Below are 23,863 nucleotides of genomic sequence, written 5' to 3' on the forward strand. Positions count from 1 at the left end.
GAAGGAACCCGCCGGCCGTGAATCGTGCCATCACCCTGATCCGCTCCGCGTCCCTGTCCGACGTGGCCGAGTACGCCTACGCGGCCACGGCGCCCGCCGATGCCCGCCTGATCTTCCTCGCCGGGGCGTGTCCCTTGAACGACGACGGCTCGACCGCAGCGGTGGGGGACTACGCGGGTCAGGCGTCGAAAGCCGTCGAGAACATGCAGACTGCTCTCGCAGCCTCCGGCGCGTCGCTCCAGGACGTGATCAGCACAAGGGTTCTCGTCGCATCCGCCCGGCGGGAGGATCTGGTGGCCGCCTGGGAGGTGGTCCGGGACGCGTTCGCCGACCATGACGTCCCCAGCACCCTGATGGGAGTCACCGTGCTCGGCTACAAGGACCAGCTCGTCGAGATCGAGGCTGTCGCCGCCGTGCTCGACTCTTGAGGCCTGCCGACACACCCCGCCTGCGCTCGCGGCAAGGGGCGGAAACACGTTGGACGGCCGCCGCCGAGCTGCGAGGATGCCCCTGTTTCCCGAGCGGAGGGCATTTGTTCGTTTTCGTGTGCGCGGGGTGCGGCGCCGAGCTGACCGCCCCGTTGTCCCAGGTCGCCCTGCCGGTCCGCGCCCACCAGCAGTACGGGAACGGGCTTCAGCTCCCGGTGCTCATGGAACCGGGGACGTTCGCCGTGGAACCGGAGCCCTGGGGGCCGCCGTGGCGGAGGTGGGAGGAGATCGGTCCGGACGAGGCGGCGGCGCGTGGCGTCCATGCGCCTGTCCACGCCCTGTCCGACGGTGCGCCCGGTGCGATCGTCATCGCCCCCGGAGATTCCCGTGGCGCGGTGCTGATCCCGGAGAAGCGCGGCGGTGCCTGCTGCGGCCTCGCCGGGGGCGACGGCCCCAACATGGCATGCGAGTCGTGCGGTCTGCCGGTGGCGACCCGGATCGACGACTGCTCGCTCTGGCAGGCCGTGTGGCTCGCCCCGGACGCCGTGTGCCGCCTCCCTGCCGAAGGCGCCGTCTCCGGACCGCTCTCCTGGCCGAAGCTGATGGCGGAGGGGAAGGGCGTGCCCCCGTTCGAGCCGATCACCCTGTGGGGATCGCTGTCCGGGGCGAGCGACAGATGGTCCTGGAGCCCGCAGTGGGAGGCGGCGGCCGGGGTGGCGCTCGCCCACCTCCTGGCGGCTTCGGAAGGCCGCGCGGTGTCCGTCCCTGACGGCCTGACAGCGGAGATGTTCCAACGCGCCCTCGACGCCCTGCTGCCGTCCGGTCCGCCGGCGCGGCGCGCCGTCCTCGCCGGACCGGGGCTGCCCGCCCCCGACGCGGACGCCGACATCCTCCTCGTCCCGTCCCATCCGCAGACCGGGGAGGTCTGGACCCCCGCTGGCACGGTCACCCGGGCGTACTCGGTGCCCTTGCCGTTCGGGGTGTGGCTCCGGCTGGTCTTCCCCGAACAGCAGCCGCCCGTCCCCGCGTCACGTCTCATGCCCGACGACGTCCTTCGCGACGACCCGCCCACGCCGGGTGTCCAAGGCGTGTTCCGGATCGACGTGGCACTGTTCCGGTACACCCTGGCCCGGCTGCCGGCCGTCCGCGGCCCATGGCTGCGCGACATCTTCGAACGCCCCGCACGACACATGCACGCGGGCAACTTCTAGCCGGCCGGCGAAAGGCTCCAAGACCATGCCCCGCGCCGCCCGGTGACCGTTCTGCCGCCATCGAGGAGCGGCGCCGGGCAACTGTGCCTCCCGAAATGGCGAACTGTGCATGAGTGTTTCGAAGTCCCCTTGCTTTGCGGAGAAGTAGCCGACCAGGACCACATCGGCGCCTGCGGCAGGGATTCGAAACTCCTGGCGCAGGTTCGGCTCTGACGACACGCGGCGAGCCGGGCGCCGGTCGCGCCTTCGAGGCTGATGCATGGGCCGCAGGCTAAAGCCTGGCTGCCTGCAGCGATACCGGATTCTCTGACCGAGCCTGGCGCTCCAACGGCAGATCCCGCCACGGAGCCCCAGGCCGGCCTAAGGGCCCTCCCGTAACTATGGGAGGGGTGAGAATCGGCTCAGACTTCCTCGTGGTTTGCTGCTGCGGCCCATCGACGGATGTGTAGATCGGGATGGACTCGGGCAGATGCGAGCGTGCTTTCAAGTAGTTCGTGCAGGGATGGTGGGTATGCCGCGCGGGAGGTGGGCAGGCCCAGCAGGACACGGTGGCGCATCTGCAGGTCGGTGGCTTCGGCGAACACCCGCATGGATGCCTCGAGCCAGGCGGCCTTGATGTCATGTGACTCGTCCAGAGCGGGATCGCGTACCCCGCCGGGTCCGTACGCCGGAGACCGATGTGCACGGACGGGCACGTGGGCGCTGTACCAGGCCCGCACGGCACCAGCTCGCTCAGCATCCGTGCCGCCCCGCAGATAGTCGACCAGTGCCGCCATCACACGGCGGCGGCCGAATGCGTAGACCGCCGGCTCAACGAACCAGCGGCAGAAACTGGGATCCGGGTCGTACACGGCTGCAGCCATCAGTGGGGCGAACAACTCCTCCGGCAGGGTTACGCGTTCGAGCAGGGGCTTACGCACCGCATGGGCGAAGCGGCGGGCCTGGTCGTTCGGCTTCATGGCGACGTCTTCGACGCCCAGCAGTCGAGCTACCTCTGTCGCGCATGTCAGGAATGAACGCGGTTCGATGCCGCTCTGCTCGTCTTTGGCCACGGCAGCATTCTGGACTTGCCATGTCGGCAGGTGCAGCACCGATGGCCGCTGACCTTGCTTGGAAGGACACTTCGCTCGACCTCTTCTGGGTGGAACGATCACGGTCTGGCTGGTGTGATCACGGCGTCGGAGCCGTGGACGGCCACGCTCTCCGGGCTGAGCCCTCGCGCCTTCGGGAAGCTGGTGACAGTTCCGCGGCGCCAAGGCGCGGACACGGTCCGCAGGGGCCGACCGTGGAGTCTTTCCCTGGAGGACCGGGCTCTGCTAGTCACGACCTACTGGTGCACGAACCTCACCATGCGCCGGCTCGCGCCGCTGTTCGGGGTGTCCAAGTCGGCGGCGGACCGCATCATCGACCACCTCGGACCGATGCTCGCCTTACGTTCCAGCAAGCGGTTCGCCGAGATCATTTACCGGACAGCCCTTAGGCCTGTCCGGCAAACGATCAGCGATCGGGTGCGTGCTCGGTCCAATTGCCTTGCCGTGCCGGCGCCGGCCCAGTGATTCTGGGCAGGTGCCAGGACAGGGGAAGAGAAGGCGGCGGCAAGAGGACGCGCGGCAGCGGCTTGCCGCTCGCACCGCGCCGGACGCCGGACAGTGGGAAGTGGTCGTCGAGACTCGGGACCAGGCGGAGATGCGTGAGCGGTTGCGCTGTCTTCGGGAGGCAGGAGTCGACGGGTCGATGATCCGGATCGACACGCTGTGCGGGCGCCTGACGCTGCCGACCACCTACCGGCTGAGCCGTTTCGTGACGGGCCCCGCGCGGGAGTCCGAGCACGAGCACTCTGATCATTGATTTCGTGGCAGGTCGAGGCGCGTTGACGGAGGCGACGTGGGAGCGAACAGAGCCCTTGCTGCCGCGCGTTGATGGTCGTGGTCGGCCGTGGCGGGATCACCCTGGAATCGTCGTGGCAGCTCTGATCCTGTGGCCCCGCGAACCCGCCGGGATCATTTGTCAGACAGGCCCCTGGGAGCGGCCTCGGGTGGCTTGTCCGTGCGCAGCATGTGCAGGACGGCCCGCTCGGCGGGTCCGCGGGTGGCGGGGATGCCGAACGCGCCCTCGTCGCCGAGGCGCGGCAGGGCGGCGGCGATGGTGACGCCCTCTTCGTACAGCTCGATCACTCGAGGGTTGATGTAGGAGCTGCGGCAGATCGCGGGAGTGTTGCCGAGGTATCCGGAGACCTCGCGGACCGCGCGGGCGATGGCGCGGCGGCGCGCGGTCTCGCTGCGCGCGACGGACTGCGAGACGGCGAGCGCGACGGCGGCCATGACCGTGGCGTGCCAGGTGCGGAAGTCCTTCGCGGTGATCTCCAGGCCGGCGAGCTCCTGGAGGTACGCGTTGACGTCGGCGCTGCTCACGTTGTGCCAGGCGGGCCGCTCCCAGTACGCGAGGAGGCGGTCGCCGCCGCCGCGGCGGCGCAGCAGCGCGGTGAGGCTGCGGCAGGCGGCGGGGTCGGCCACGGTCTGGACGATCTCCTTGCCGTGTTTGCCGGTGTAGGTGAAGAGGACGGCGCCGCCCTGGCAGCTGGAGTGTTCACGGAGCAGCGTGGTCAGGCCGTAGCTGTTGTTCAGCTCGGTGTACTGGTCGCTGCCTATACGGAAGAAGCCGAGGTCGAGGAGACGAACGGCGGTGGCGAGGACCCGTTTGCGGGTCAGGCCGCGGTCGCCGAGGTGTCCCTCGACGGTCTCACGTACGGCGGGCAGGGCCTCGGCGGCGTCGAGGACGTGGTCGTGCTTGGCCTGCTCCTGCTCGGCGCGGAACTGCGGGTGGTACAGGTACTGGCGGCGGCCGGCGGCGTCGGTGCCGACGGCCTGGAGGTGGCCGTTGGGCCGGCTGCAGATCCATACGTCGCTCCAGGCGGGCGGGACCACGAGCGCACGGATACGGGCCAGTTCGGCGGGGTCGCGCAGCGGCTGCCCCTGTGCGTCGAAGTAGCGGAAGCCGCGCCCGTGGCGCCTCCGGGTGTAACCGGGGTCGGTGGGCCGGCTGTGGTGAAGACGCAACCCCGCCTCCTCGGACGCGATCGGCCGTGGATGTGAACGGCTGATCCTCCTGATCGACGTCGCCGCAGCGCGTCTTTGCCCGAACGGCGCTGCCGCACACCACGCTTCTGTCCGGATGCGCCGTTCACAAACTCGCCCCGACCGGACTCGAAGGCTCACCGATGGCCTCGGCGTTCGAGGTAGATGGACGTGAACACGGCGACCTTGGCGCGCAACGCCCAGGGGTCGAAGGGCTTGCTCATGTAGTCGACGGCGCCTGCGGCGTAGCCGCGGGCGGAGTGCTCCGGATCGACGCCCATCGCGGTCAGGAAGATGATGGGGACGTCGCGGGTCCTCGGCCGGCGCTTGATGTGGGCGCACGTCTCGTAACCGTCCATCTCCGGCATCTGCACGTCCATGATGATGACGGCGAAGTCGTCGTGGTCGAGCAGCGCCTTGAGCGCCTCGCGGCCTGAAGAGACGGTGACGAGCTCCTGGTCCAGGGTCGCCAGCACCGCGGTCATGGCGAGCAGGTTGTCCGCCTGGTCGTCGACGATGAGGATCTTGGGCATGTCCTGCGGCTGCGAGACAGCGGGCAGAGCCGCCGGCCGCTCCACGGCCTCCAGTTGACGTTCGAGGAGATCGCACCGTGCCTCGGCGGCGGCACGCTGTTCCCGCGCCGCACGCAGTTCGTTGTCCAGGCGGGACACCTCCATCTCGAGGTCGTTGCGCTCCTGGAGGAGTTCGGTGACGTCGGAGTGTGCGGCAGCGAGCTTGTCCGCCCGCTCCCGTTCCGCGCTCCGGTCGGCCTCCAGTTGGTTGAGGCGTACCTCCAGGTCGGCGATGCGGTGGGTGCGGTCAAGAAGCGCGTCGCCCAGGACGTCGCCGCGGACGCTGGAGCGCCGGGAGACCCGGTCGGCGTCGGCCAGTTGCTGCTCGAGGAGCTCGACCGCGTGCTTGGGCGAGGAGGCGGCGTCGACCGCCGAGCCGTACAGGCCGCGAACGAACTCGATGGCCTCGGTGGTGACGGCGGTTCCATGGTGCTCGGCAAGGTCCGTGAACAGGTCCATGATCACCTGCCACGGGGGTAAACGGGTTCCGTTCAGGTAGCGCGAGAACGTCCCGGGATCGCGCCGGCGCCGAGCCGCATAGCGTCGTACGGAGACCTCCATCCCTTCGAACAGCTCCCGCAGCGCTTGCGCGAGAGCGCGGGACGCCTCGGTGAGATCGTTGCCGAGAGGTCGCAGCTCACCCACGGTCTTCCGCCTCTCCGGCGCCGGCACCCGCCGCCTCGCGGCAGCCGGCGGTCTCGGCGGCGATGAGGCGGTCGAAGAAGGCCACCGACAGCCCGGCGGTCGCGAGGCCCGCGAGGACGCTGCGGGGCGTTCCTTCGCCGGCGAGCGCGGTCAGAACTCCCGCGGTCACGCCCCCGATCACGGCGAGCAGGAACACCAGGGTCGCTCTCTGAGACAACAGAGGCCGGTCCACCAAAGATCTCCGTCCGTCCGACCCGTGCGTGGGCAACGGGACTTGTCACGCTTCCGGCGGATTGCCGGAGCGGGGAATCACAGAATGGCGGTCGGCGGGGCCGATGCGCTCCGCGACCGGAGAAGTAGTGCAACAGCGATCACTGTTGGCACCGGATCTCTCGGCGGACGGTGTCGGTTCCCGCTGGTCGGAGCGGGCATGCGCGTAACCGTTGCCCGGTGTTGCCCTGCAACGATGCTGACGCGTTGCCGCGAGCACAGTGGACGATCCGGCTTGCGAGCCGTTCGTCCGGAGCTGTCGGCTCGCCACTGCCGCCACTGCCGCCACTGCCGCCACTGCCGCCGCCGCTGCCGCCGTCCGGGCCGGGCGACCGGGCACCCGTGGACCGTCGGCATCCGTGTTCGACGTCGCCCGCTCACCCGTGGGCAGATCCCTAGAACGTCACCAGAGAGGTCGCCGACACGGCGGCAGCCCGAGCCGGTCCGCCCCAGCCCGGTTCGCCCGAGCCGGTCCGCCCCAGCCCGGTGCGCCCGAGCCCGTCCGCCGGAGCGGGTCCGCCGGAGCGGGTCCGCCGGAGCGGGTCCGCCGGAGCGGGTCCGCCCGAGCCTCGGTCCGAGCCGGTCCGCCCGAGCCTCGGTCCGAGCCGGTCCGCCCGAGCCGCGGTCCGAGCCGGTCCGCCCGAGCCCGGTCCGAGCCGGTCCGAGCCCGGTCCGCCCGAGGCGGCCGCACAGGCCACCACGCAGGCGTCGGCCCGCACCCCCGCGGGCACGCCTACGGGCCCAGCGGGACGCCGGCTCGCCACGGTGGGCTCACGGTCCGACGGCCGGCACAGGGTTCACGCTGCCCGGCACGGGAACCCGCGACGGTGTCCGCCTCCCTCGCGACAGGAGCAGAGCCTCGTTGACCAGTCACACGTCTCAGGCAGGCACGAAGCTGCCCGTCGGCGTCAGGTTCGCCGCGCGGGCGGCACGCGGCATCGCGCGCCGTCGCCACGCGCCGGCTCTGCACCCGTTCGGTGTCAGCTGCAACGGCGTCCTCGAGATCCATCCGGCCGGTCTTCCCTGGGGCGAGCCGTGGCTGGACGACCCGGGCGTCTACCAGGTTCGGCTGCGGTGGTCACGCGCCGCGGGGCTGCCCGGGCGGCTGCCGGACGCACTGGGCCTCGCTGTCCGCGTGTACGACGCCGGGGGCCCCGATCGCCCCCTCGATCTGCTGCTGACCAGCAGCGGCAGCGGGCCGCGGACCAGACATGTGCCCAGGCCCCGGCTCGACGCACTCGCCGGCCCCTACTCCACGCTGCTCTCCTACCGGATCGGCGACCGTGCGGGCACGCTGGCGGCACATCCGGTGGTGACCTCACCCTTCGCGCCCAGCGACCTCTCAGGTCTGCGCGGAACTCTTCAGGCGGCCCCGGTCACGTTCCACCTGTGCGCGGCGCAGCCCGGGCAGGCGTGGCGCGCCCTGGGCACGCTCACCACAGGGCCGCCCCACGACCTTCCGCCCGAGGACACCGTCTCGTACGACCCCTTCACGAACCGCCTGCCGCAGCTGCACCCGACCGCCAGGCTCGTCACGCTGCGGGAGGCCGCTTACGCCGCCTCCAGGGCGGGAAGACGCGCCGACCGCCCAGAGCCGTGACGTCGCCCGACGCCTCCGGATGGGTTACAGAGGAAGACAGGAAGAGATCGAGCCGGTCGGGCACAGTGCGACCCCGAAAGAGCGGCGCCGAAGGGACCGGCCCGCGGAGAACGGAGGCGGTGATGATGACCGAAGGCAGCATGGCGGACGACGTCTATCAGCCGACGGGCAGCAACGAAGAGCAGGAGGACGCCGCACCACTGGACCTCCAGAACACAGTGGGCGAGCGTAGCTACGACGACATCCTCGACGAGGGCTATTCGCCGCCGGAGAGGCCGCTCGGGGTGGAAAAGGCAGGCACCACCGCGGCCGAGCAGCACGACGGCGAGACCCTCGACCAGCGGCTGGCCCAAGAGCTGCCCGACGCCGGAGCGGACGAGTCGGACGGCATCGGCGACCTGCCCGGTGGCGAGGGTGAACCGATCGATCCCGAGGCAGGGACCGAACGGGCGGGACGGCTCGTCGCGCCGGACGAGGGCGCCCACCCGGACACCGACAAGGAACTCTTCGCCTCCGACGTGGGCGTCGACGCGGGCGCGGCGGGCGCCGAGGAGGCCGCCATGCATGTCGTACGCGACAACGACCTCGAAGGGCCGGAGCGAGACCTGGACAGGGGAGGCACGTGAACGGGGCCGAAGACCGTGACGCGGAGAGCCGCGGCGAGCGGCCTTCATGACCCTGACGAGGCGCTGCGCCCGGACCGAGGAAGGTGCGCCGGTCATGCCGGCCGGACCGAAGGCAGCGGGAGTGTACGAACGTACCTTTCGGAGTGTACGGTCGTACGCATGGCGACGGACCACTTTGCTGACGACCCCCGCACCAATCTGGAGCGCATGCTCGCCGGCGACCTCTACATCGCCGACGACCCGGCGATCGCCCGCAGGCAACAGCAGGCCGTGCGGCTCGCCGCCCGCTATCAGGCCGCCCACCTGGAGGACCCGGTGAAGGCCCGGCCGATCCTCGGAGAACTGCTCGCCTTTGTGGGCGAGGACGTCGAGGTGCGCCCGCCGCTGTACGTCGACTACGGCAGCAACATCACCATCGGGGCCCGCACCTTCGTCAACTACAACCTGACCGCGCTCGACGTCGCCCGGATCACCATCGGCGAGGACTGCCAGATCGGCCCGAATGTCCAACTCCTCACCCCCACCCACCCTTTGGATCCCCAGCCGCGCCGCGACAAGCTGGAGGCCGCCCTGCCCGTCACCCTCGGGGACAACGTCTGGCTCGGCGGAGGCGTCATCGTCTGCCCCGGCGTGACCATCGGCGACAACAGCGTCATCGGCGCCGGGTCCGTGGTCACCAAGGACATCCCCGCCGATGTCGTAGCCGTCGGCAACCCCGCCCGGCCGATCCGCCACCTCTGAGACCCGGCACCCATGGCCACCGGACACACCGACCCGCAGCGACGCGAACGGATCATCGCCGTCACCCTCGACCACATCGCCGACGAGGGCATCGCAGGCGTGTCCCACCGCAAGATCGCCACCCGTGCCGGCGTACCCCTCGGCTCGATGACCTACCACTTCACCGGCATCGACGACCTGCTCCGCGAAGCGTTCACCCGCTTCGCCGACCACTTCGTCGCCGTCTTCGAGCACCACCTGGGCCGTGCCGGCAGCCCGGAACAGGCGTGTGAAGCCGTCACCGCACTCGTCCACGAGCTCTCCGAGGGACCGCGACGCGACCTGGTACTCACCCAGGAGCTCTACACACTCGCCGCCCGGCGCCCGGAGTACCGCGAACTCACCCAGGCATGGATGCTCCGGAGCCGTCACCTCCTGGAACGGCACTTCGACCCCGACACCGCCCGCCAACTCGACGCGCTCATCGAAGGACTCACCCTCCACCGGGCCCTCGACCGGGCGCCGCACGACCGCGCGCTCACCCGCGAAGCGGTCAGGCGCATCACCACCACCGAGCGGCAGCGGCCACAGAGCAGCCTGTGGGGGCCCGGCCCCTGACACCGGGCCCCCACAGGCACGAGGGCCGGTGGCACACTGGCCGATGGTCGTTCGAAGGAGCCATGCCGTGCCGGTGATCCGTAACCTCCGCCGTGCGGTACGCGGCGCCAAGCGCAGGACCGTGGACCTGAGCCACCCGTCCCGCTCCCCGCTGGGCAACGCGGTGGTCAACTGCGTGGTGTACGAGCACGGCGTACGGCAGTCCGGGACCTGCCCGGTGGACGAGGCGATGCAACGGGTCGGAAAGTCGGGGGAGGGCTTCGTCTGGCTGGGTCTGCACGAACCTTCGGAGGAGGAGTTCGCAAGGATCGCCGAGCTGTTCGAGCTCCACCCGCTGGCCGTCGAGGACGCCGTGCACGCCCACCAGCGCCCCAAACTCGAGGCGTACGGCGAAACGCTCTTCGCCGTCTTCAAGACCTGCCGTTACGTCGAGCACCAGGAGCTCACCGCCACCAGCGAAGTGGTGGACACCGGCGAGCTCATGGTCTTCACCGGCCACCAATTCGTGATCACCGTCCGGCACGGCCGTCATGGGTCGCTCGGGCCGCTCCGGGAAGGGCTGGAGAAGACCCCGGAGCTGTTGGCCAAAGGTCCGTCCTCGGTGCTGCACGCCATAGCCGACCACGTCGTCGACGAATTCCTCGCCGTCGCCGATGCGGTGCAGGACGACATCGACCATGTCGAGACCGCCGTCTTCAGCGAGCATGCGGCCCGGGCCCAGGGTGAAGCGGGCCGGATCTACCAGCTCAAGCGGGAGCTCCTGGAACTCAGGCGCGCCGTGACCCCGTTGGACCGCCCCCTGCAGGCGCTCGCCACCCGCTCCTTGCCGTCGGTCGATGCGGACATACGGACGTACTTCCGGGACGTGGCCGACCACCAGGCGCGGGTGACCGAGCAGATCACCGCCTACGACGCCTTGCTGGACTCGATCCTTCAGGCACATCTCGCGCAAGTGACCGTCGCCCAGAACGAGGACATGCGCAAGATCACCGCCTGGGCGGCGATCGTCGCCGTACCGACCATGGTCTGCGGCGTGTACGGCATGAACTTCGACCACATGCCCGAACTGCGATGGAGATACGGGTACCCCCTGACCCTGACCGTCATCACCCTGGCCTGCTTCGTCATCCACCGGGGCTTCCGCCGCAACGGCTGGCTGTAGCCGAGCCCGCCGGGTTCACGGGACGGCCGGGGCTGCGCGCCCGCACGAGCGGTGCGGCCGTGCTTTCAGGATCCGAGTTCGGTCCTGGAGGGACCGGGCTCGGGACGCATGCCGAACAAGAACCGCGTCACCCGGGTCCTGCGCACCGCGTACTCGTACACGACGAGGATCACCGCCAGTGAACCCGTCACGATCACCGCGTACTTGACAAGGATCGGCGCGGGCCATCCGACCACCGCGTAGGCGAAGGCGACCACGACCGGCTGGTGCAACACGTACAACGGGAGTGCGGCGAGCGTGAGATACCCCCACACCCGTCCGCCCCCGCCCGAGGACCGACCACGTTCACGCGGCCTGTCCAGCAGTCCCACGATCGCCACGACCCAGCACCACCCCGCCGCCCCGAACAGCGCCCTGGTGGCCAGCGCGAGCGGGCTCCACGCGGTGAACGGGTCGTCCCCCGCCACGAACCCGGGCGCGGACGCGCCGAACAGGACGAGCCCGAGCAGGCCGACCGGCACGGCGAGGCGGCGCAGGGCGGCGCGGAACCGGGCGTCGTCGGCCACCGCGTAGCCGCAGAGGAAGAACAGCAGGTACGTCCAGCGGTTCCAGCCCGCGTAGTCCTCCTCCATGCCCAGCAGCGCGTTGAGCAGAGCCGGCGCCAGCGCGGGCAGCAGGAGCAGTCCGGGCCGGCGGGCCACCGCCGCCGCCGCGTGCTCGCCGGCAACAGCGACCACGCCCGCGACCGGCACGAGGAGCAGGCAGAAGGCGAGGAGGAGTACGACGAACCACAGGTGGCCGGTCTCGAAGTAGCGGCCGTCGAGGACGAAGGGGAAGTCACCGGGTTCCAGGCGGACGGTGAGGAAACGGGGCCAGAAACGCCAGTACGACTCGTCGTAGCCGGGGTCCGCCGCCCGCAGCCGCAGCCACTGCGGGACGGGATTGAGGGCGAGCGACGCGAGGACCAGCGGGACACCCAGGCGCAGCAGGCGTTCCCGGGCGAACCTGCCGGGGCCGCGGCGGCGCATCGAATGCCGGGTGCCGAGGCCGGCGACGAGGAACAGCATCGGCATCGCCCACACCACACCGAACCCCGCCAGCACGGTGACGGCGTCGGCCGTCTCCGCGTTCTTGACGTAGAAGTCGTCGTCCGGCGCGAAGACGAGGGCGGCGTGGAAGAAGACCAGGCCGAGAACGATCAGGGCGCGCAGTACGTCCAGTTCGCGGCGCCGAGCAGCGGGCGCCGGTGGCTCGGTCGCCGTCTCCGTGTCCATGTCCCTCCTGCCCCCGGCCCAGTATGGGAGAGGACGTGCACGGAGGACAGCGTTCCCCCGGCAGCGGCCGGTCCCCGGTCATCGTTCGAGGACGGGACGGAAGGCGTCCCGTACGTCGGACCTGGCGGTGGGGACGAACTCCCGGTCCGCAGCCGTGAACAACGCGCGGTGGCCGGCCGCGGTTCGGATCAGTGCGGCGCCGCAGGGGTCCGCTACTTCTGAGGGTGCTGCTTCGACGTGTCCTTGAAGCGCCCCAGCGCCTTGATCAGCGCGCTTCGTGGGGAGCCTGCCGGCCTGGCGGCCGTGTCCTCCGGGGTCGGACGCGGCACGCCGTCGGGGCCGGTCGCCTCGGCCAGCGCGGCCTGCGCGAGTTCGGCTGCTTCGCGGTACAGGTCCCGAGACCTGGTCATGGCCTCGAGCGCCTCCGCGTACTTGGTGACGAGCCGACGGGTGTGGGCCAACTCCTCCTCCATGGTGAGCAGATGCCACCGATGGCGCAGGCTGTCGAGGGCCTTTTCCGCGTCGGCGGTCACCGTCCGCGGCAGCTCTGCGAAGGCGGTGACCTTGTCCACGAGTTCCGCCGGCTCCGAGCCGTCCAGGAAGACACTGCGGACGGCGAAGCGTTCCGCGTCGTACTCCGGGCCCGCTGACGCCGTGGGCAGGATCACCGCCCCGCCCCGAGGCACCCGAACGTGTAGGTCCCTCATCGCCCAATTGACGATCTGGAACTGTTCCGGCGAGGCCCGGTGCTCCACCACCCGGTGCCGCAGGCTCGGCGGTAGGAAGGGGGTCAGAGGCAGCCGGCCACGCGCGTCGGGGGTCATCGCCTCGTGGACGACGATGTGGATGTTCCAGCTGACGCGACTGCAGTCCTTGAGGAGACGGCGCATCTCCTTGTCGTCGTCCGGCAGCCGGTTGGTGGTCCGCAGCCGCAGACCGGGGACGGCGTCGTGGTCCCAGTCGATGCGGTCGCTGTCGGGCCAGAACATCGTCGCGGGGGAGGGCCACCGCTGGTCCCAGGTCCGTTCCGCCTTCGCGGCCAGCACCCATCCGACGGCCTCGCCGTCACGTTGTCTGCCGTGGGAGTCGAAGCACGTCAGCTGGGCGCGTACGGTCACATCGCCGTCCACGCGCCAGCGGGCCTCGAAAAGGCGGCGGGCGGAGGGGTCCGGCGGGGCGCTCTCGTCGGTGTCGAGCGCGGGGGGCAGGCCGCCCACGCCTCCCGCACCGGCATCGGCAGGGGCGAGGTCGAGGAAGTCGTCGATGACACCGGCGGCCTTGAGCGCGATGAGGTTGCGCCGGACGTCCTGCTCGGGCGTCGGCCCGAGGTGGCGCCCGTGCCCCAGCCATGTCGTGTCGGGGACGGTGGTCGAGGAGGTACTGGTCTTCGGCATGGAGTCGTTCTGTCGGGGGTCGCGGGCAGTTCCAGTATGGTCCGCACGGCCGACGGGAAACACACGAGGGTGAGGCCCGGAATCCGGTTCCTGAAGTGGTTCGTCCGCGCCGCCCGCCCCCGAACGGCGTAGTCCCCGATGCGTTTCGCTCGGAACGGTCCATGCATGAACAGATGCGTGACCTCAGCACTGTCCGAGACGAACTGTCGTGGAAGGCGGATGCCGGATACATCGCCGGCCGCCTTCTTCCGTTCCTGGTGATCGCTCTGTCCGTCGTGGCCGACGCGCTCACTTCCGACCGTGAACCCTTCGACCGTGTGCTCTTCGCGGCCCCGGCACTGGCAGCAGTGACCTGGGGAAGCCGTGTCACCGCCGGTGTCGGACTGCTGTCCATGGTGGCCTCCGCCGGCCTGGCCGAACTGCGGTCGGAGGATGTTCCCGGCCTGCTGATCAACGAGACGGTCCTGCTGGCCGTGACGGTCGCCGCCGCATGGTCGAGCCGTCTCCGGCAGAACCGTGAGGCGGAGCTCCGTCAGGTGCACTCCGTGGCCGAAGCCGTGCAGACGGCCCTTCAGCGACCGATGCCGTCACATCTGGGACCCGTCGAGCTCCACCTTCTCTACGAGGCGTCAGCCGCAGGAGCACATGTCGGCGGGGACTTCTACAAAGCTCTCCAGGTACGGGGCGCAGTACGGATCATGCTGGGCGACGTCCAGGGAAAGGGCCTTGGTGCGCTGGAGACGGCGTCCATCCTCCTCGGCTCGTTCCGCGAGGCCGCCTATACGGCCCCGGACCTCCCCGCCGTGGCCGAGCGTCTGGAATTCAGCATGGCCCGCTACACGGAACGGACCCAGGACTCGGACGTGGCGGGCCGGTTCGCGACCGTGCTGCTCGCCGAGATCCCCGACGACGAACCGGTCGTCCGGCTCGTCAGCTGCGGGCATCCGGCACCCCTCCTCCAGCACCGGGGTGTTCTGGCGACCGCCGACCTGCCCTCTCCGTCGCTTCCCGTCAATCTCTCCGGACTCGGGCTCGGGAGCGACGACTACGACGTCCAGGAACTGCCCTTCGAGCAGGGCGACCGGCTCTTGATGTTCACGGACGGTGTGAGCGAGACCCGTGATCAGACGGGGGCCTTCTACCCCTTGGAGGAGCGGATGCGTGCGTGGACCAAGGAGCCCGCGGACCGGATGACCACGCTTCTGCGCGAGGACCTCGTCCGCTACAGCGGCCACGGCTTCGACGACGACACCGCGGCGGTACTCGTCGTCCGCCGCTGACCACTCACTGACGGCCAGGGCCTGCGCGAGCAGGCATCGCGCGGCCCGGCGTCAGTCGGACAGCGGGTGGGGCGCGAGTCAAGGCCGACATCATCTGCGCCACGACCGGGACGGTGAAGTGGCGGGGCGAATGCTGAGCCGTACCGGCGCAACCGTCTGATCCTCCGGTCCGTCCGCGGGCCGCGACGGAAGCCGCGTCGCCCCGGCCGCCGGACAGGCAGCCGCCGGGGCGGCAGCAGTGGTCCCCGCTTCCGGAAGGAACGGTTCTCCCAACGCTCACTTCCCGTTGGGAAAAGGGCGCGGTGTTCGCTCCTAGGGTGACCGGTGCCGCTCCCCAGACCGTTGCATTCGAGAGGACTCCCATGACAGGCACGTCCGCAGGAAGACCGACCGGTCCCGGTTTCGAACGACGCACCCTCCTGCGCGGGGCCGCGGTTGCCGCGGCGGCTTCCCTTCCCTTCCAGGCACTGGCCGCGCGGACGGCGGCAGCCGCGCCGGTCAAGCTCGGGCTCGATGGCGGCTACGGCCCGCTCGGCCCGGTCAAGGACCAGGCGACGGGCCTGGAACTGCTCCAGCTGCCCCGGGGCTTCGAGTACATCTCGTACGGCTGGACCAACGACCTCATGGACGACGGCGTGCGCACCCCCGGCGCCCACGACGGCATGGCGGCCTTCCGCTACGGCGACAAGGTCCACATCGTCCGCAACCATGAGCTCGGCGCCGGGCCCGCCTTCACCGCCCCGGCCTACAACCCCGCCGCCGGCGGCGGGACGACCACCATGGTCTTCGACCCGGATGCCGGCCAGTGGCTGGAGTCCTACGGCAGCCTCGGCGGTACGATCCGCAACTGCGCGGGCGGCCCCACCCCGTGGAACACCTGGCTCACCTGCGAGGAGACCTTCTCCACGACGGCCGGCAAGCGCCACGGGTACATCTTCGAGGTGGCCTCGGAAGGCAAGGGCAACCCGGAGCCCTACAAGGCCATGGGCCGGTTCAACCACGAGGCCGTCGCCGTCGACCCGGCTACCGGCTACGTCTACGAGACCGAGGACCGCGGCGACGCGTCCCTGTACCGCTTCGTCCCGGCGGTGCCGGGCGACCTGTCCAAGGGCGGCCGGCTCGAGGCCCTGCGCATCGGAACGACGACCTACGACACCCGGTCCGACGGTGAGAAGGCGTACGGCACGGTCTCCTGGGTGCCGGTGGACGACGTCGACCCGGCGACGGACACGGTGCGGCTCCAGGCGCAGGCGAACGGTGCCGCGGTGTTCAGCCGACTCGAGGGCGCCTGGTACGGCAACGACCGCGTCTACGTCATCACGACGGACGGTGGACCCGCCCGCCAGGGCCAGGTGTTCGAACTCGACCCGGCCACCGACGAGTTCCGGGTGCTCTTCGCCTCCCCGGGCTCGGAGGTGCTCAACGCGCCGGACAACATGTGCGTCAGCCCCCGGGGCGGTCTGGTGCTGTGCGAGGACGGTGGCGGCACCGAGTACGTCCACGGGCTGACCCCGGACGGCGAGATCTTCCGCTTCGCCGCCAACGACGTGGACCTGCGCGACGGGACGGCGGGCAAGAACGTCCCGGCGGCCGACCACAGGGGTTCGGAGTGGGCCGGCTCGGTGTTCGAACCGAAGAACGGGAACTGGCTGTTCGTGAACATCCAGACCCCGGGTATCACGTTCGCGATCACCGGCCCCTGGCGCCGGGGCGCGCTCTGATCCGTCAGCAGGACCGCGGTGCCGTGCTGTCGTCGTGCCGTGCTCCCGCCGCGGCGCGCACGCGTCCGGAGGGGTGCGGCTCCGGCTGAACCGGCGCGCCGCGATCCGGGCGCGGGACCGGTCCGGCGGCAGGCACGGTCCTGACGGCGGGGCGGCCGGCGCCAACCGCCCGCGCGAAGTCGGCGGGGGCCCGGGGCCGGCTTCCGTCGTCCGCGCCGGCACCGACCTGCCCGGTCGGTGCCGGCGGGCCTTCCGTTGCAGCAGGCCGCTGGAGTCGGGCAGCCTGGCGCGTCCTTCGCCGTGCACCTCCTTCGGTCACGCACTACGCCGCGTTCACCCGAATGGCGTGCTCACCTGTGAGAGTGGGTGGCCGGGGCGCAGGGTGGTTCCATGTGGTCCCGTCGGATCGTCCTGGGTGCCGGGGCCGTGGCGCTGGCTCTGCTCGTGCTGCGGGACGCCCCGTACCGGCCCGCCCCGCCCGAGCCCGTCGCCGTCGGTCCCGTGGTCCCGCGGCCCCCGATCGTGAGCCGGAAGGCGTGGCGGGCGGACGAGGGGATGGTCAGGGAGCGTGCGACCTACACGGGTGCGGTGAGCGCGGTCTTCCTCCACCACACCGGTCATCTGAACGGTTACGACTGCGCCGACGTCCCGCGCATGCTGCGGGAGATGCAGCGGGACCACGTCGAGAGCGACGGCTGGGACGACATCGGCTACAACTTCGTGGTGGACCGCTGCGGAACCATCTACGAGGGCCGCGCCGGCGGTGTCGGACGTCCCGTGCAAGGGGCGCACACCAAGGGCTTCAACGCCGACAGCATCGGCATCGCGGCGCTCGGTACCTTCGGTCCCGGCACGACGGTCCCGCCGGCGATCGAGGCGGGGATCGTGAAAGTGGCCGCCTGGAAGCTCCGGTCGGGGGCCGACCCCCGCGGCACGGTTCGGCTCGTCTCGACGAACGACGAGAGCACCTACAAGAAGGGCGAGGTGGCCCGACTCCACGTCATCTCCGGCCATCGCGACGCCTTCCGCACCGACTGCCCCGGTGACGTGCTGTACGAGCGGCTGCCGGTGATCAGGGAGGCCGTGGCCCGGCTCCGGAAGAGTGCGGAGTCCGTTCGGTAGACGTTCCGTACGCACCACGGTCCAGGGCGCCGACGGGTGCCGCCCTTGCGTCCTTCCCCGCCGCGTCCGCCGGTGCCGATCGGTGCGCCGACCGGTGGAAGCGCTGGAGCGCATGTCCCCGCACGTCTCCCCACGAGCCGCTCGGTGGAGGGCCCGCCTTGCCGTTCCTATCGAATATCGATAGATTTCCATCGTCATTCGACCGGTGTCCGGCGGTGCCCAGCCGACCTGCGCCCCGCCGCATTGCCGACGGCCGACGGCCGCCCGCGTACCGGTGAGAACCGATGACGGACCCTCATGAGGAGCAGAGCATGACGACAGCCGACTACCCCTACCGCCTCCCGGCCACGGACAGTGCCGACGTACTGGTGGTCGGGGCCGGGCTGGCCGGGCTGCACACCGCCACGCTCCTCGCCCGTCAGGGCCATGACGTGCTCGTGGTCGAACGGCGGGCCGGTCTCGCCGGCGCCATCCGCACCACGGGAATCTTCGTGCGGAAGACGCTCGACGACTTTCCGCTGCCTCCCGAATGCCTCGGGCCGCCGATCCGGCGCGTGGTGCTCTACCCGCCGAACCTCCGCCGCCCCGTCGACCTGGTCAGCTCCCGCGACGAGTACCGGGTGGGCGACATGGCGCCGCTCTATGAAGCGTCGGCCGCCTCCGCCGCGGCTGCCGGCGTACGGATAGCGCTGAGCACCCGTTACGCCGGCCGGCACGGCGACACCTTCCACCTGGCCGGTCGGGACGGGCCGACGACGGTCCGGGCACGGTTCGTCGTCGGCGCCGACGGTGCACGCTCGAGAGTCGCCCGCGACCTCGGCCTCGACCGCAACCACCACCTGCTCGTCGGCGCGGAGGAGGTCTTCGAACTGCCCGGGAGCGACGAGCCACCGACGTTCCACTGCGTTCTCGACCCCACGCTCGCCCCCGGTTACCTGGCCTGGGTCGTCAACGACGGGCAGCACGCCCATGTCGGCGTCGCCGGCTATGCCGACCGCTATCCGGAGGGCCTTCGCCGGGCGGTGGAGCAGTTCAGCGCATCAGCGCCCGGACTGGCGGGAGTCGACCGTCCGGAGGCGGTGGAGCGGCGCGGGGGCCTCATTCCGGTCGGTGGCCTGCTGCGCCGGATCAGCTGCCCCGACGGTCTTCTCGTGGGGGACGCGGCGGGTGCGGTCTCTCCCCTCACCGCCGGTGGCCTGGATCCCTGCCTTCGGCAGTCCGAGCTCGCGGCCGAGGTGCTCGACGACGCGCTGCGGGCCGGGAAGCCGGACGCGATGAGCGCCTACGACGGGGCCGCTCTGCGCCCGCACTTCAGGGGACGGCTCATGCTGCGCAGGGGACTGGCCCAGGTGCGGACGCCGGCTGCCGCGGCGGCGGCGTTCGCCGTGCTGCGCACACCGTTCGGCCGGGCCGCGGCCGGCCGGGTCCTGTTCGGCGACAGGTCCTTCCCCGACGCGGTACGCGGGTGAGTCCGTCCCCCTGACGCCTTTCTGCCCCCGGCACGCGGATGTCCGGGCCGGCCGGTTCGGCCGGCCCGGACATCACGGTCGGGCCATGGGGATCGCGTCGGACGTCAGATCCCGGGGATCACCTCAGGCGATGTCGAACCGGTCGAGGTTCATGACCTTGTCCCACGCCGCGACGAAGTCGTTCACGAACTTCTCCTTCGCGTCGTCGCTCGCGTACACCTCGGCGAGCGCGCGCAGCTCGGAGTTCGAGCCGAAGACGAGGTCGGCACGGCTGCCGGTCCACTTCACCTCGGCCGTGGCGGCGTCGCGGCCCTCGAAGGTCGTCTGGTCCTCGGACGTCGCCTTCCACGTCGTGCCCAGGTCGAGCAGGTTGACGAAGAAGTCGTTCGTCAGCGACCCGGGCGTCGTGGTGAGGACGCCGAGCTGCGACTGCTGGTGGTTCGCGCCCAGCACGCGCAGGCCACCGACGAGGACGGTCATCTCGGGGGCGCTGAGGCTGAGCAGGTTCGCCCTGTCGAGCAGCAGGTACTCGGCCGGCAGGCGATTGCCCTTGCCGAGGTAGTTGCGGAACCCGTCGGCGGTCGGCTCGAGCGCGGCGAACGACTCCGCGTCGGTCTGGTCCTGCGAGGCGTCCACCCGGCCGGGCGTGAAGGGCACCTGGACGTCGAAGCCGGCGTCCTTGGCGGCCCGTTCGACGGCCGCGACGCCACCGAGCACGATCAGGTCGGCGAGGGAGACCTTCTTGGCGCCGGAGTTGAACTCCTGCTGGATGCCCTCGAGGGTGCGCAGCACCGTGGCGAGCTGGTCGGGGTCGTTGACCTCCCACGTGCGCTGCGGCTCCAGGCGGATGCGGGCGCCGTTGGCGCCGCCGCGCTTGTCGCTGGCACGGAACGTCGAGGCCGACGCCCACGCGGTGGACACCAGCTCGGAGACGGACAGTCCCGAGTCGAGGAGCTTGGCCTTGAGGGCCGCGATGTCCTCGGCGTCGACGACCTCGCCCTCGGCCTCCGGCAGCGGGTCCTGCCACAGCAGGGTCTCCTCCGGGACCTCCGGGCCGAGGTACAGCGACTTCGGGCCCATGTCACGGTGGGTCAGCTTGTACCAGGCGCGGGCGAAGGCGTCCGCGAACTGGTCGGGATTCTCCAGGAAGCGACGCGAGATCTGCTCGTAGACCGGGTCGAACCGCAGCGCGAGGTCCGTCGTCAGCATCTGCGGGGCGTGGGTCTTCGACGCGTCGTGCGCGTCGGGGACCGTGCCTGCCCCGGCACCGTCCTTCGGCCGCCACTGGTGGGCGCCGGCGGGGCTCTTGGTCAGCTCCCACTCGTAGCCGAAGAGGATCTCGAAGAAGCTGTTGTCCCAGGTGGTCGGGGTGTTCGTCCACGTCACCTCGAGACCGCTGGTGATCGTGTCGCCGCCCTTGCCGGTGCCGTAGGCGTTCTTCCAGCCGAGGCCCTGCTCCTCCAGAGAGGCGGCCTCGGGGTCGTCGCCGACGTTGTCCGCCGGGCCCGCGCCGTGGGTCTTGCCGAAGGTGTGGCCGCCCGCGATCAGGGCGACCGTCTCCTCGTCGTTCATCGCCATCCGGCGGAACGTCTCACGGATGTCGCGGGCAGCGGCGAGCGGGTCCGGGTTGCCGTTGGGGCCCTCCGGGTTGACGTAGATGAGGCCCATCTGCACCGCGCCGAGGGGGTTCTCCAGCTCACGGTCGCCGGTGTAGCGCCGGTCGTCGAGCCAGGTGGTCTCGGGGCCCCAGTACACGTCCTCCTCGGGCTCCCAGACGTCCTCACGGCCGCCGCCGAAGCCGAAGGTCTCGAAGCCCATCTGCTCCAGTGCGACGTTGCCCGTGAGGATCATGAGGTCGGCCCAGGAGATGGACTGGCCGTACTTCTTCTTGACCGGCCACAGCAGTCGGCGGGCCTTGTCGAGGTTGGCGTTGTCCGGCCAGCTGTTGAGGGGCGCGAAGCGCTGCTGACCGGCCCCGGCGCCGCCGCGGCCGTCGCTGATCCGGTAGGTGCCCGCGCTGTGCCAGGCCATGCGGATCATCAGCGGGCCGTAGTTCCCGAAGTCGGCGGGCCACCAGTCCTGCGAGGTGGTCAGCACCTCGGCGATGTCCTGCTTCACGGCCGCGAGGTCGAGGTTCTTGAACGCCTCGGCGTAGTCGAACTCCTCACCGAGCGGGTTCGCCACGGCCGGGTTCTTGGCGAGGATCTTCAAGTTGAGCCGCTCGGACCACCACTGGCGGTTCCCGCCGCCCTGGGTCGGGTGCGGAGCGCGCCCGTGCGCTACCGGGCAGCCGCCGCCTCGGCCCTCCGTCTTGGGGTCTGTGACGATTGCATCCGGGTTCTCGGACATGGGAATCCTTTCGGGCGGAGCGGGATCGTGGTGCTCATGAAGCCTGCGGCGGAAGGTCGGGGCACATGGGTCCCTGTGAAGGGGCCGGACTGCCGGGACGGCACGGCAGCGGCACGACGTGAAAGGCCCGTCAGCCGCCGCCCGGCAGCGCGGTGCGGCTGCTCGGCGGTGGTCCCGTCATGTCTCAGTCTCCTGCCGTAACCGGAGGTGCCGGCTCCCTTGGCCTATGCCGGAACCGATCCTACGATGGACGCTGTCCAGGTCAAGAAGTTCGCGCGTTTCATATCCCATCGGGTTCCGGACACCTGCCGGTAAACTTCGGGTATTCCGCCAAGCCTGAATAGGTGAACCGATATGAGTGACCTGCTGGAACGGCTGCGAGGACGCGGCTGGCGGGTGACCTCCCAGCGGCGTGTCGTCGCGGAGGTCCTCGACGGCGACCACGTACATCTCACCGCCGACGAGGTCCACGCCCGCGCGGCACAGCGACTGCCCGAGATCTCACGGGCGACCGTGTACAACACGCTGGGCGAACTGGTCTCCCTCGGTGAGGTCCTGGAGGTCTCCACCGACGGGCGCGCCAAGCGCTACGACCCCAACGCGCACCGCCCGCACCAGCACCTGGTCTGCTCCCGTTGCGGCACCATCCGCGACGTCCACCCCACCGGTGATCCGCTGGCGGACCTCCCGGCGGAGGAGCGGTTCGGCTTCACGGTGTCCGAGGTCGAGGTCACCTACCGGGGCGTGTGCCCCTCCTGCACCTGACGTCGGACCGTCGACAGACGGACCCCGGGCCGGCTTCCCATGAACAGCCTGCGCGCGCCACCGTGTGGGGCGGTGGCGCGCGCGGGCGCCGTACGCGGTCCGGCCGGGAAGTCGTCCATGGGTGCGCGAGTTCCGCCCGCACGGCCGGTGCGCGGTCGGTCGCCGACCGCGGGCGGGGTGTCAACGACCGGGCTGCCGCTCCACCATGACCTCCAGGGGCGCCCGGAAGGACAACAGGCCCAGCATGGGCGGTCGTTCTCCTTCCCGCGCCGGCCGGATCTCCGGCAGACGGCGTGCCACCGCCCGCAGGGCGATCGCCGCCTCCGTGCGGGCGAGGGACGCGCCGGGACAGCGGTGGCGTCCGGCGCCGAACGCCAGATGGTGACGGACGTTCGCCCGCTGCGGGCACATCCGCTCCGGCTCCGCGAACACGGCCGGGTCGGAGCCGCTGCCCATCAGCATGAGCAACAGCTGTGCGCCCGCCGGGAGTCGCGTGCCCCCCAGTTCCACCGGCCGCGCGGTGACCCGGCGCCAGGTGGTCACCGGCGGCTCGCGGCGCAGCACCTCTTCCACCCAGGCCTCGGCCAGGCCGGCTACCGGCACCAGCCGCGGCCACAGCCCTGGTTCGCCCAGCGCCCGGCGCAGTACGGTGGCGATCAGCTGGCCGGTGGTGGACTGGCCGGCGATGAAGATGAAGAAGCAGGCGCTGACCGCGGTCGCTGTGTCCAGCGGTTCGCCTTCGGGCAGGAGGTGGCGGGACAGCGCGCCGATGAAGGACTCCGGCAGGACGTCCGGCGACGACGTGGCACTGCGTACGGTGTCGGTCAGCCATCGGTGGAACTCACCGACCAGCTCGGCCAGTTCCAGCTGCCGCTCCGCCGAGGGCCTGCCCCAGAACAGCTCCAGCGACGCGTCGCTCCAGCGGATCAGCGTGTCCGGCGTGACACCCCGGACGCCGAGCAGTTCCATGAGCACCCGGCACGGCAGGACCTGGGCGTAGGAGGCGAACAGGTCCTCATGACCGTCGGCGTCGATCCTGGCCCGCGCCGCGTCCAGCAACTCCTCGGCGCAGCGCTCGATCACGGGGACGGCGGCCGCGACCCGCCGGGCGTTGAAGAACCGGTTGACCAGCCGGCGCAGCCCGGCGTGGCTGCCGGTGCCGTTGTTGGCCAGCGCGGGAGGCAGGGTGAAGCCGGCCTTCGCGAGCGTCCGCAGCGCGGCGACCGGCAGGGGGGCGACTGCGTGCTGGGCGTTGTCGGGCAGGAAGACCGACCCGTCGGACAGCACGCGCCGCACGTCCTGGTGGCGGCTGACCAGCCACAGTCCCGTCGCCTCGTCGCGGTGCACGGGCGCCTCGGCGCGCAGGAGGTCCAGCCACGGGTAGGGGTCGCGTACGAAGTCCTCACCGAACAGATCGAGTCCGTCGCCCGGCACTGGAGCACCCTGGGTCCGTGCCGGTGGCGCTGCGGCTCTTCGACCAGGCACGCCGTCCGCCTCGGGGTCCGCGGTCGCGGTTCCCGAGGTCGATGCGTCACCGGCCGGAAAAGTCACGCGCGGACGCTA

The 23,863-nt window shown here is 70.9% G+C and carries 21 protein-coding genes and 2 pseudogenes; 15 read left to right on the plus strand and 8 right to left on the minus strand.

The genetic code is table 11. The annotated features are described in order from the left end of the window. Positions 1 to 17 precede the first annotated feature (17 nt). Both AB0K36_RS04415 and AB0K36_RS04420 read left to right on the plus strand, forming a co-directional pair. Positions 18 to 428: a RidA family protein gene (locus tag AB0K36_RS04415; protein WP_364588088.1), complete on the plus strand. Its 411-nt coding sequence runs from the start codon at positions 18 to 20 to the stop codon at positions 426 to 428. Between the two features lie 104 nt (positions 429 to 532). Next, positions 533 to 1,639, plus strand: a complete 1,107-nt coding sequence (locus tag AB0K36_RS04420; protein ID WP_364588091.1) for a hypothetical protein — start codon at positions 533 to 535, stop codon at positions 1,637 to 1,639. A gap of 401 nt (positions 1,640 to 2,040) precedes the next feature. On the opposite strand, the gene AB0K36_RS04425 is transcribed toward AB0K36_RS04420, so the two are convergent. Then, positions 2,041 to 2,691 carry a hypothetical protein gene (locus AB0K36_RS04425; RefSeq protein ID WP_364588094.1) on the minus strand — a complete coding sequence of 217 codons (651 nt, stop codon included), beginning with the start codon at positions 2,689 to 2,691 and terminating at the stop codon, positions 2,041 to 2,043. A gap of 105 nt (positions 2,692 to 2,796) precedes the next feature. Here AB0K36_RS04425 and AB0K36_RS04430 point away from each other — a divergent pair. The 3 genes and pseudogenes from AB0K36_RS04430 to AB0K36_RS04440 all read left to right on the plus strand — a co-directional run. Next, positions 2,797 to 3,147 (plus strand): annotated as a pseudogene (locus AB0K36_RS04430) (helix-turn-helix domain-containing protein); the annotation flags it as partial. Between the two features lie 148 nt (positions 3,148 to 3,295). After that, a complete protein-coding gene (locus tag AB0K36_RS04435; protein WP_364588097.1) occupies positions 3,296 to 3,487 on the plus strand; it encodes a hypothetical protein in 192 nt (63 codons plus the stop codon). A 4-nt stretch (positions 3,488 to 3,491) separates the two neighbouring features. Then, a pseudogene (locus tag AB0K36_RS04440) lies at positions 3,492 to 3,620 on the plus strand (transposase); the annotation flags it as partial. A 19-nt stretch (positions 3,621 to 3,639) separates the two neighbouring features. Here the strand turns inward: AB0K36_RS04440 and AB0K36_RS04445 are convergent. The 3 genes from AB0K36_RS04445 to AB0K36_RS04455 form a co-directional block, all read right to left on the minus strand. Further along, positions 3,640 to 4,695 carry a DNA topoisomerase IB gene (locus tag AB0K36_RS04445; RefSeq protein WP_364588099.1) on the minus strand — a complete coding sequence of 352 codons (1,056 nt, stop codon included), beginning with the start codon at positions 4,693 to 4,695 and terminating at the stop codon, positions 3,640 to 3,642. A 155-nt stretch (positions 4,696 to 4,850) separates the two neighbouring features. Beyond that, positions 4,851 to 5,930 carry a response regulator gene (locus tag AB0K36_RS04450; protein WP_189465680.1) on the minus strand — a complete coding sequence of 360 codons (1,080 nt, stop codon included), beginning with the start codon at positions 5,928 to 5,930 and terminating at the stop codon, positions 4,851 to 4,853. After that, complete coding sequence (locus AB0K36_RS04455; RefSeq protein ID WP_435877773.1) at positions 5,923 to 6,147, minus strand: hypothetical protein; 225 nt, start codon at positions 6,145 to 6,147, stop codon at positions 5,923 to 5,925. The genes AB0K36_RS04450 and AB0K36_RS04455 overlap by 8 nt, the downstream gene beginning before the upstream one ends. A 915-nt stretch (positions 6,148 to 7,062) precedes the next feature. Between AB0K36_RS04455 and AB0K36_RS04460 the strand changes: the two genes are divergently transcribed. The 5 genes from AB0K36_RS04460 (at position 7,063) to AB0K36_RS04480 (ending at position 10,926) form a co-directional block, all read left to right on the plus strand. Beyond that, positions 7,063 to 7,800 (plus strand): phosphodiesterase, encoded by a 738-nt coding sequence (locus AB0K36_RS04460; protein WP_364588105.1) that lies wholly within the window; start codon positions 7,063 to 7,065, stop codon positions 7,798 to 7,800. 125 nt (positions 7,801 to 7,925) lie between these two features. Beyond that, positions 7,926 to 8,426 (plus strand): DUF5709 domain-containing protein, encoded by a 501-nt coding sequence (locus tag AB0K36_RS04465; protein ID WP_364588422.1) that lies wholly within the window; start codon positions 7,926 to 7,928, stop codon positions 8,424 to 8,426. A 159-nt stretch (positions 8,427 to 8,585) separates the two neighbouring features. Next, on the plus strand, positions 8,586 to 9,167 hold the full coding sequence (locus AB0K36_RS04470) for a sugar O-acetyltransferase (RefSeq protein ID WP_364588108.1): 582 nt from the start codon (positions 8,586 to 8,588) through the stop codon (positions 9,165 to 9,167). Between the two features lie 12 nt (positions 9,168 to 9,179). Then, the gene (locus AB0K36_RS04475) at positions 9,180 to 9,764 is read left to right on the plus strand and encodes a TetR/AcrR family transcriptional regulator (protein WP_364588111.1); all 585 of its coding nucleotides are present in this window, start codon (positions 9,180 to 9,182) and stop codon (positions 9,762 to 9,764) included. Between the two features lie 67 nt (positions 9,765 to 9,831). Continuing rightward, the gene (locus tag AB0K36_RS04480) at positions 9,832 to 10,926 is read left to right on the plus strand and encodes a magnesium and cobalt transport protein CorA (protein WP_364588114.1); all 1,095 of its coding nucleotides are present in this window, start codon (positions 9,832 to 9,834) and stop codon (positions 10,924 to 10,926) included. A 65-nt stretch (positions 10,927 to 10,991) separates the two neighbouring features. On the opposite strand, the gene AB0K36_RS04485 is transcribed toward AB0K36_RS04480, so the two are convergent. Next, the gene (locus tag AB0K36_RS04485; RefSeq protein WP_364588117.1) at positions 10,992 to 12,200 is read right to left on the minus strand and encodes an acyltransferase family protein; all 1,209 of its coding nucleotides are present in this window, start codon (positions 12,198 to 12,200) and stop codon (positions 10,992 to 10,994) included. A 212-nt stretch (positions 12,201 to 12,412) separates the two neighbouring features. Beyond that, positions 12,413 to 13,594 (minus strand): hypothetical protein, encoded by a 1,182-nt coding sequence (locus AB0K36_RS04490; RefSeq protein ID WP_364588120.1) that lies wholly within the window; start codon positions 13,592 to 13,594, stop codon positions 12,413 to 12,415. A 161-nt stretch (positions 13,595 to 13,755) separates the two neighbouring features. Here AB0K36_RS04490 and AB0K36_RS04495 point away from each other — a divergent pair, with 161 nt between their 5' ends. From AB0K36_RS04495 to AB0K36_RS04510, 4 genes are all read left to right on the plus strand, one after another. After that, positions 13,756 to 14,874, plus strand: a complete 1,119-nt coding sequence (locus tag AB0K36_RS04495) for a PP2C family protein-serine/threonine phosphatase (protein ID WP_364588123.1) — start codon at positions 13,756 to 13,758, stop codon at positions 14,872 to 14,874. 362 nt (positions 14,875 to 15,236) lie between these two features. Beyond that, entirely contained in the window at positions 15,237 to 16,595 is a 1,359-nt protein-coding gene (locus tag AB0K36_RS04500; RefSeq protein WP_364588126.1) for an alkaline phosphatase PhoX, read from the plus strand. A 390-nt stretch (positions 16,596 to 16,985) separates the two neighbouring features. Then, complete coding sequence (locus AB0K36_RS04505) at positions 16,986 to 17,717, plus strand: peptidoglycan recognition protein family protein (protein WP_364588129.1); 732 nt, start codon at positions 16,986 to 16,988, stop codon at positions 17,715 to 17,717. A 311-nt stretch (positions 17,718 to 18,028) separates the two neighbouring features. Then, positions 18,029 to 19,186 (plus strand): FAD-dependent oxidoreductase, encoded by a 1,158-nt coding sequence (locus tag AB0K36_RS04510; RefSeq protein WP_364588132.1) that lies wholly within the window; start codon positions 18,029 to 18,031, stop codon positions 19,184 to 19,186. Between the two features lie 123 nt (positions 19,187 to 19,309). On the opposite strand, the gene katG is transcribed toward AB0K36_RS04510, so the two are convergent. Then, a complete protein-coding gene (gene katG / locus AB0K36_RS04515; protein ID WP_364588135.1) occupies positions 19,310 to 21,535 on the minus strand; it encodes a catalase/peroxidase HPI in 2,226 nt (741 codons plus the stop codon). Positions 21,536 to 21,889: 354 nt separating this feature from the next. On the opposite strand from katG, the gene AB0K36_RS04520 reads away from it, so the two are divergent. Continuing rightward, positions 21,890 to 22,300, plus strand: coding sequence for a Fur family transcriptional regulator (locus tag AB0K36_RS04520; RefSeq protein ID WP_364588138.1), 411 nt, complete (start codon positions 21,890 to 21,892; stop codon positions 22,298 to 22,300). A gap of 180 nt (positions 22,301 to 22,480) precedes the next feature. Here AB0K36_RS04520 and AB0K36_RS04525 read toward each other — a convergent pair whose 3' ends face one another. After that, on the minus strand, positions 22,481 to 23,734 hold the full coding sequence (locus tag AB0K36_RS04525; RefSeq protein ID WP_364588141.1) for a cytochrome P450: 1,254 nt from the start codon (positions 23,732 to 23,734) through the stop codon (positions 22,481 to 22,483). Positions 23,735 to 23,863 lie beyond the last annotated feature (129 nt).

It is taken from the genome of Streptomyces kurssanovii (assembly GCF_040677245.1).
Taxonomy (GTDB): Bacteria; Actinomycetota; Actinomycetes; order Streptomycetales; family Streptomycetaceae; genus Streptomyces; species Streptomyces kurssanovii.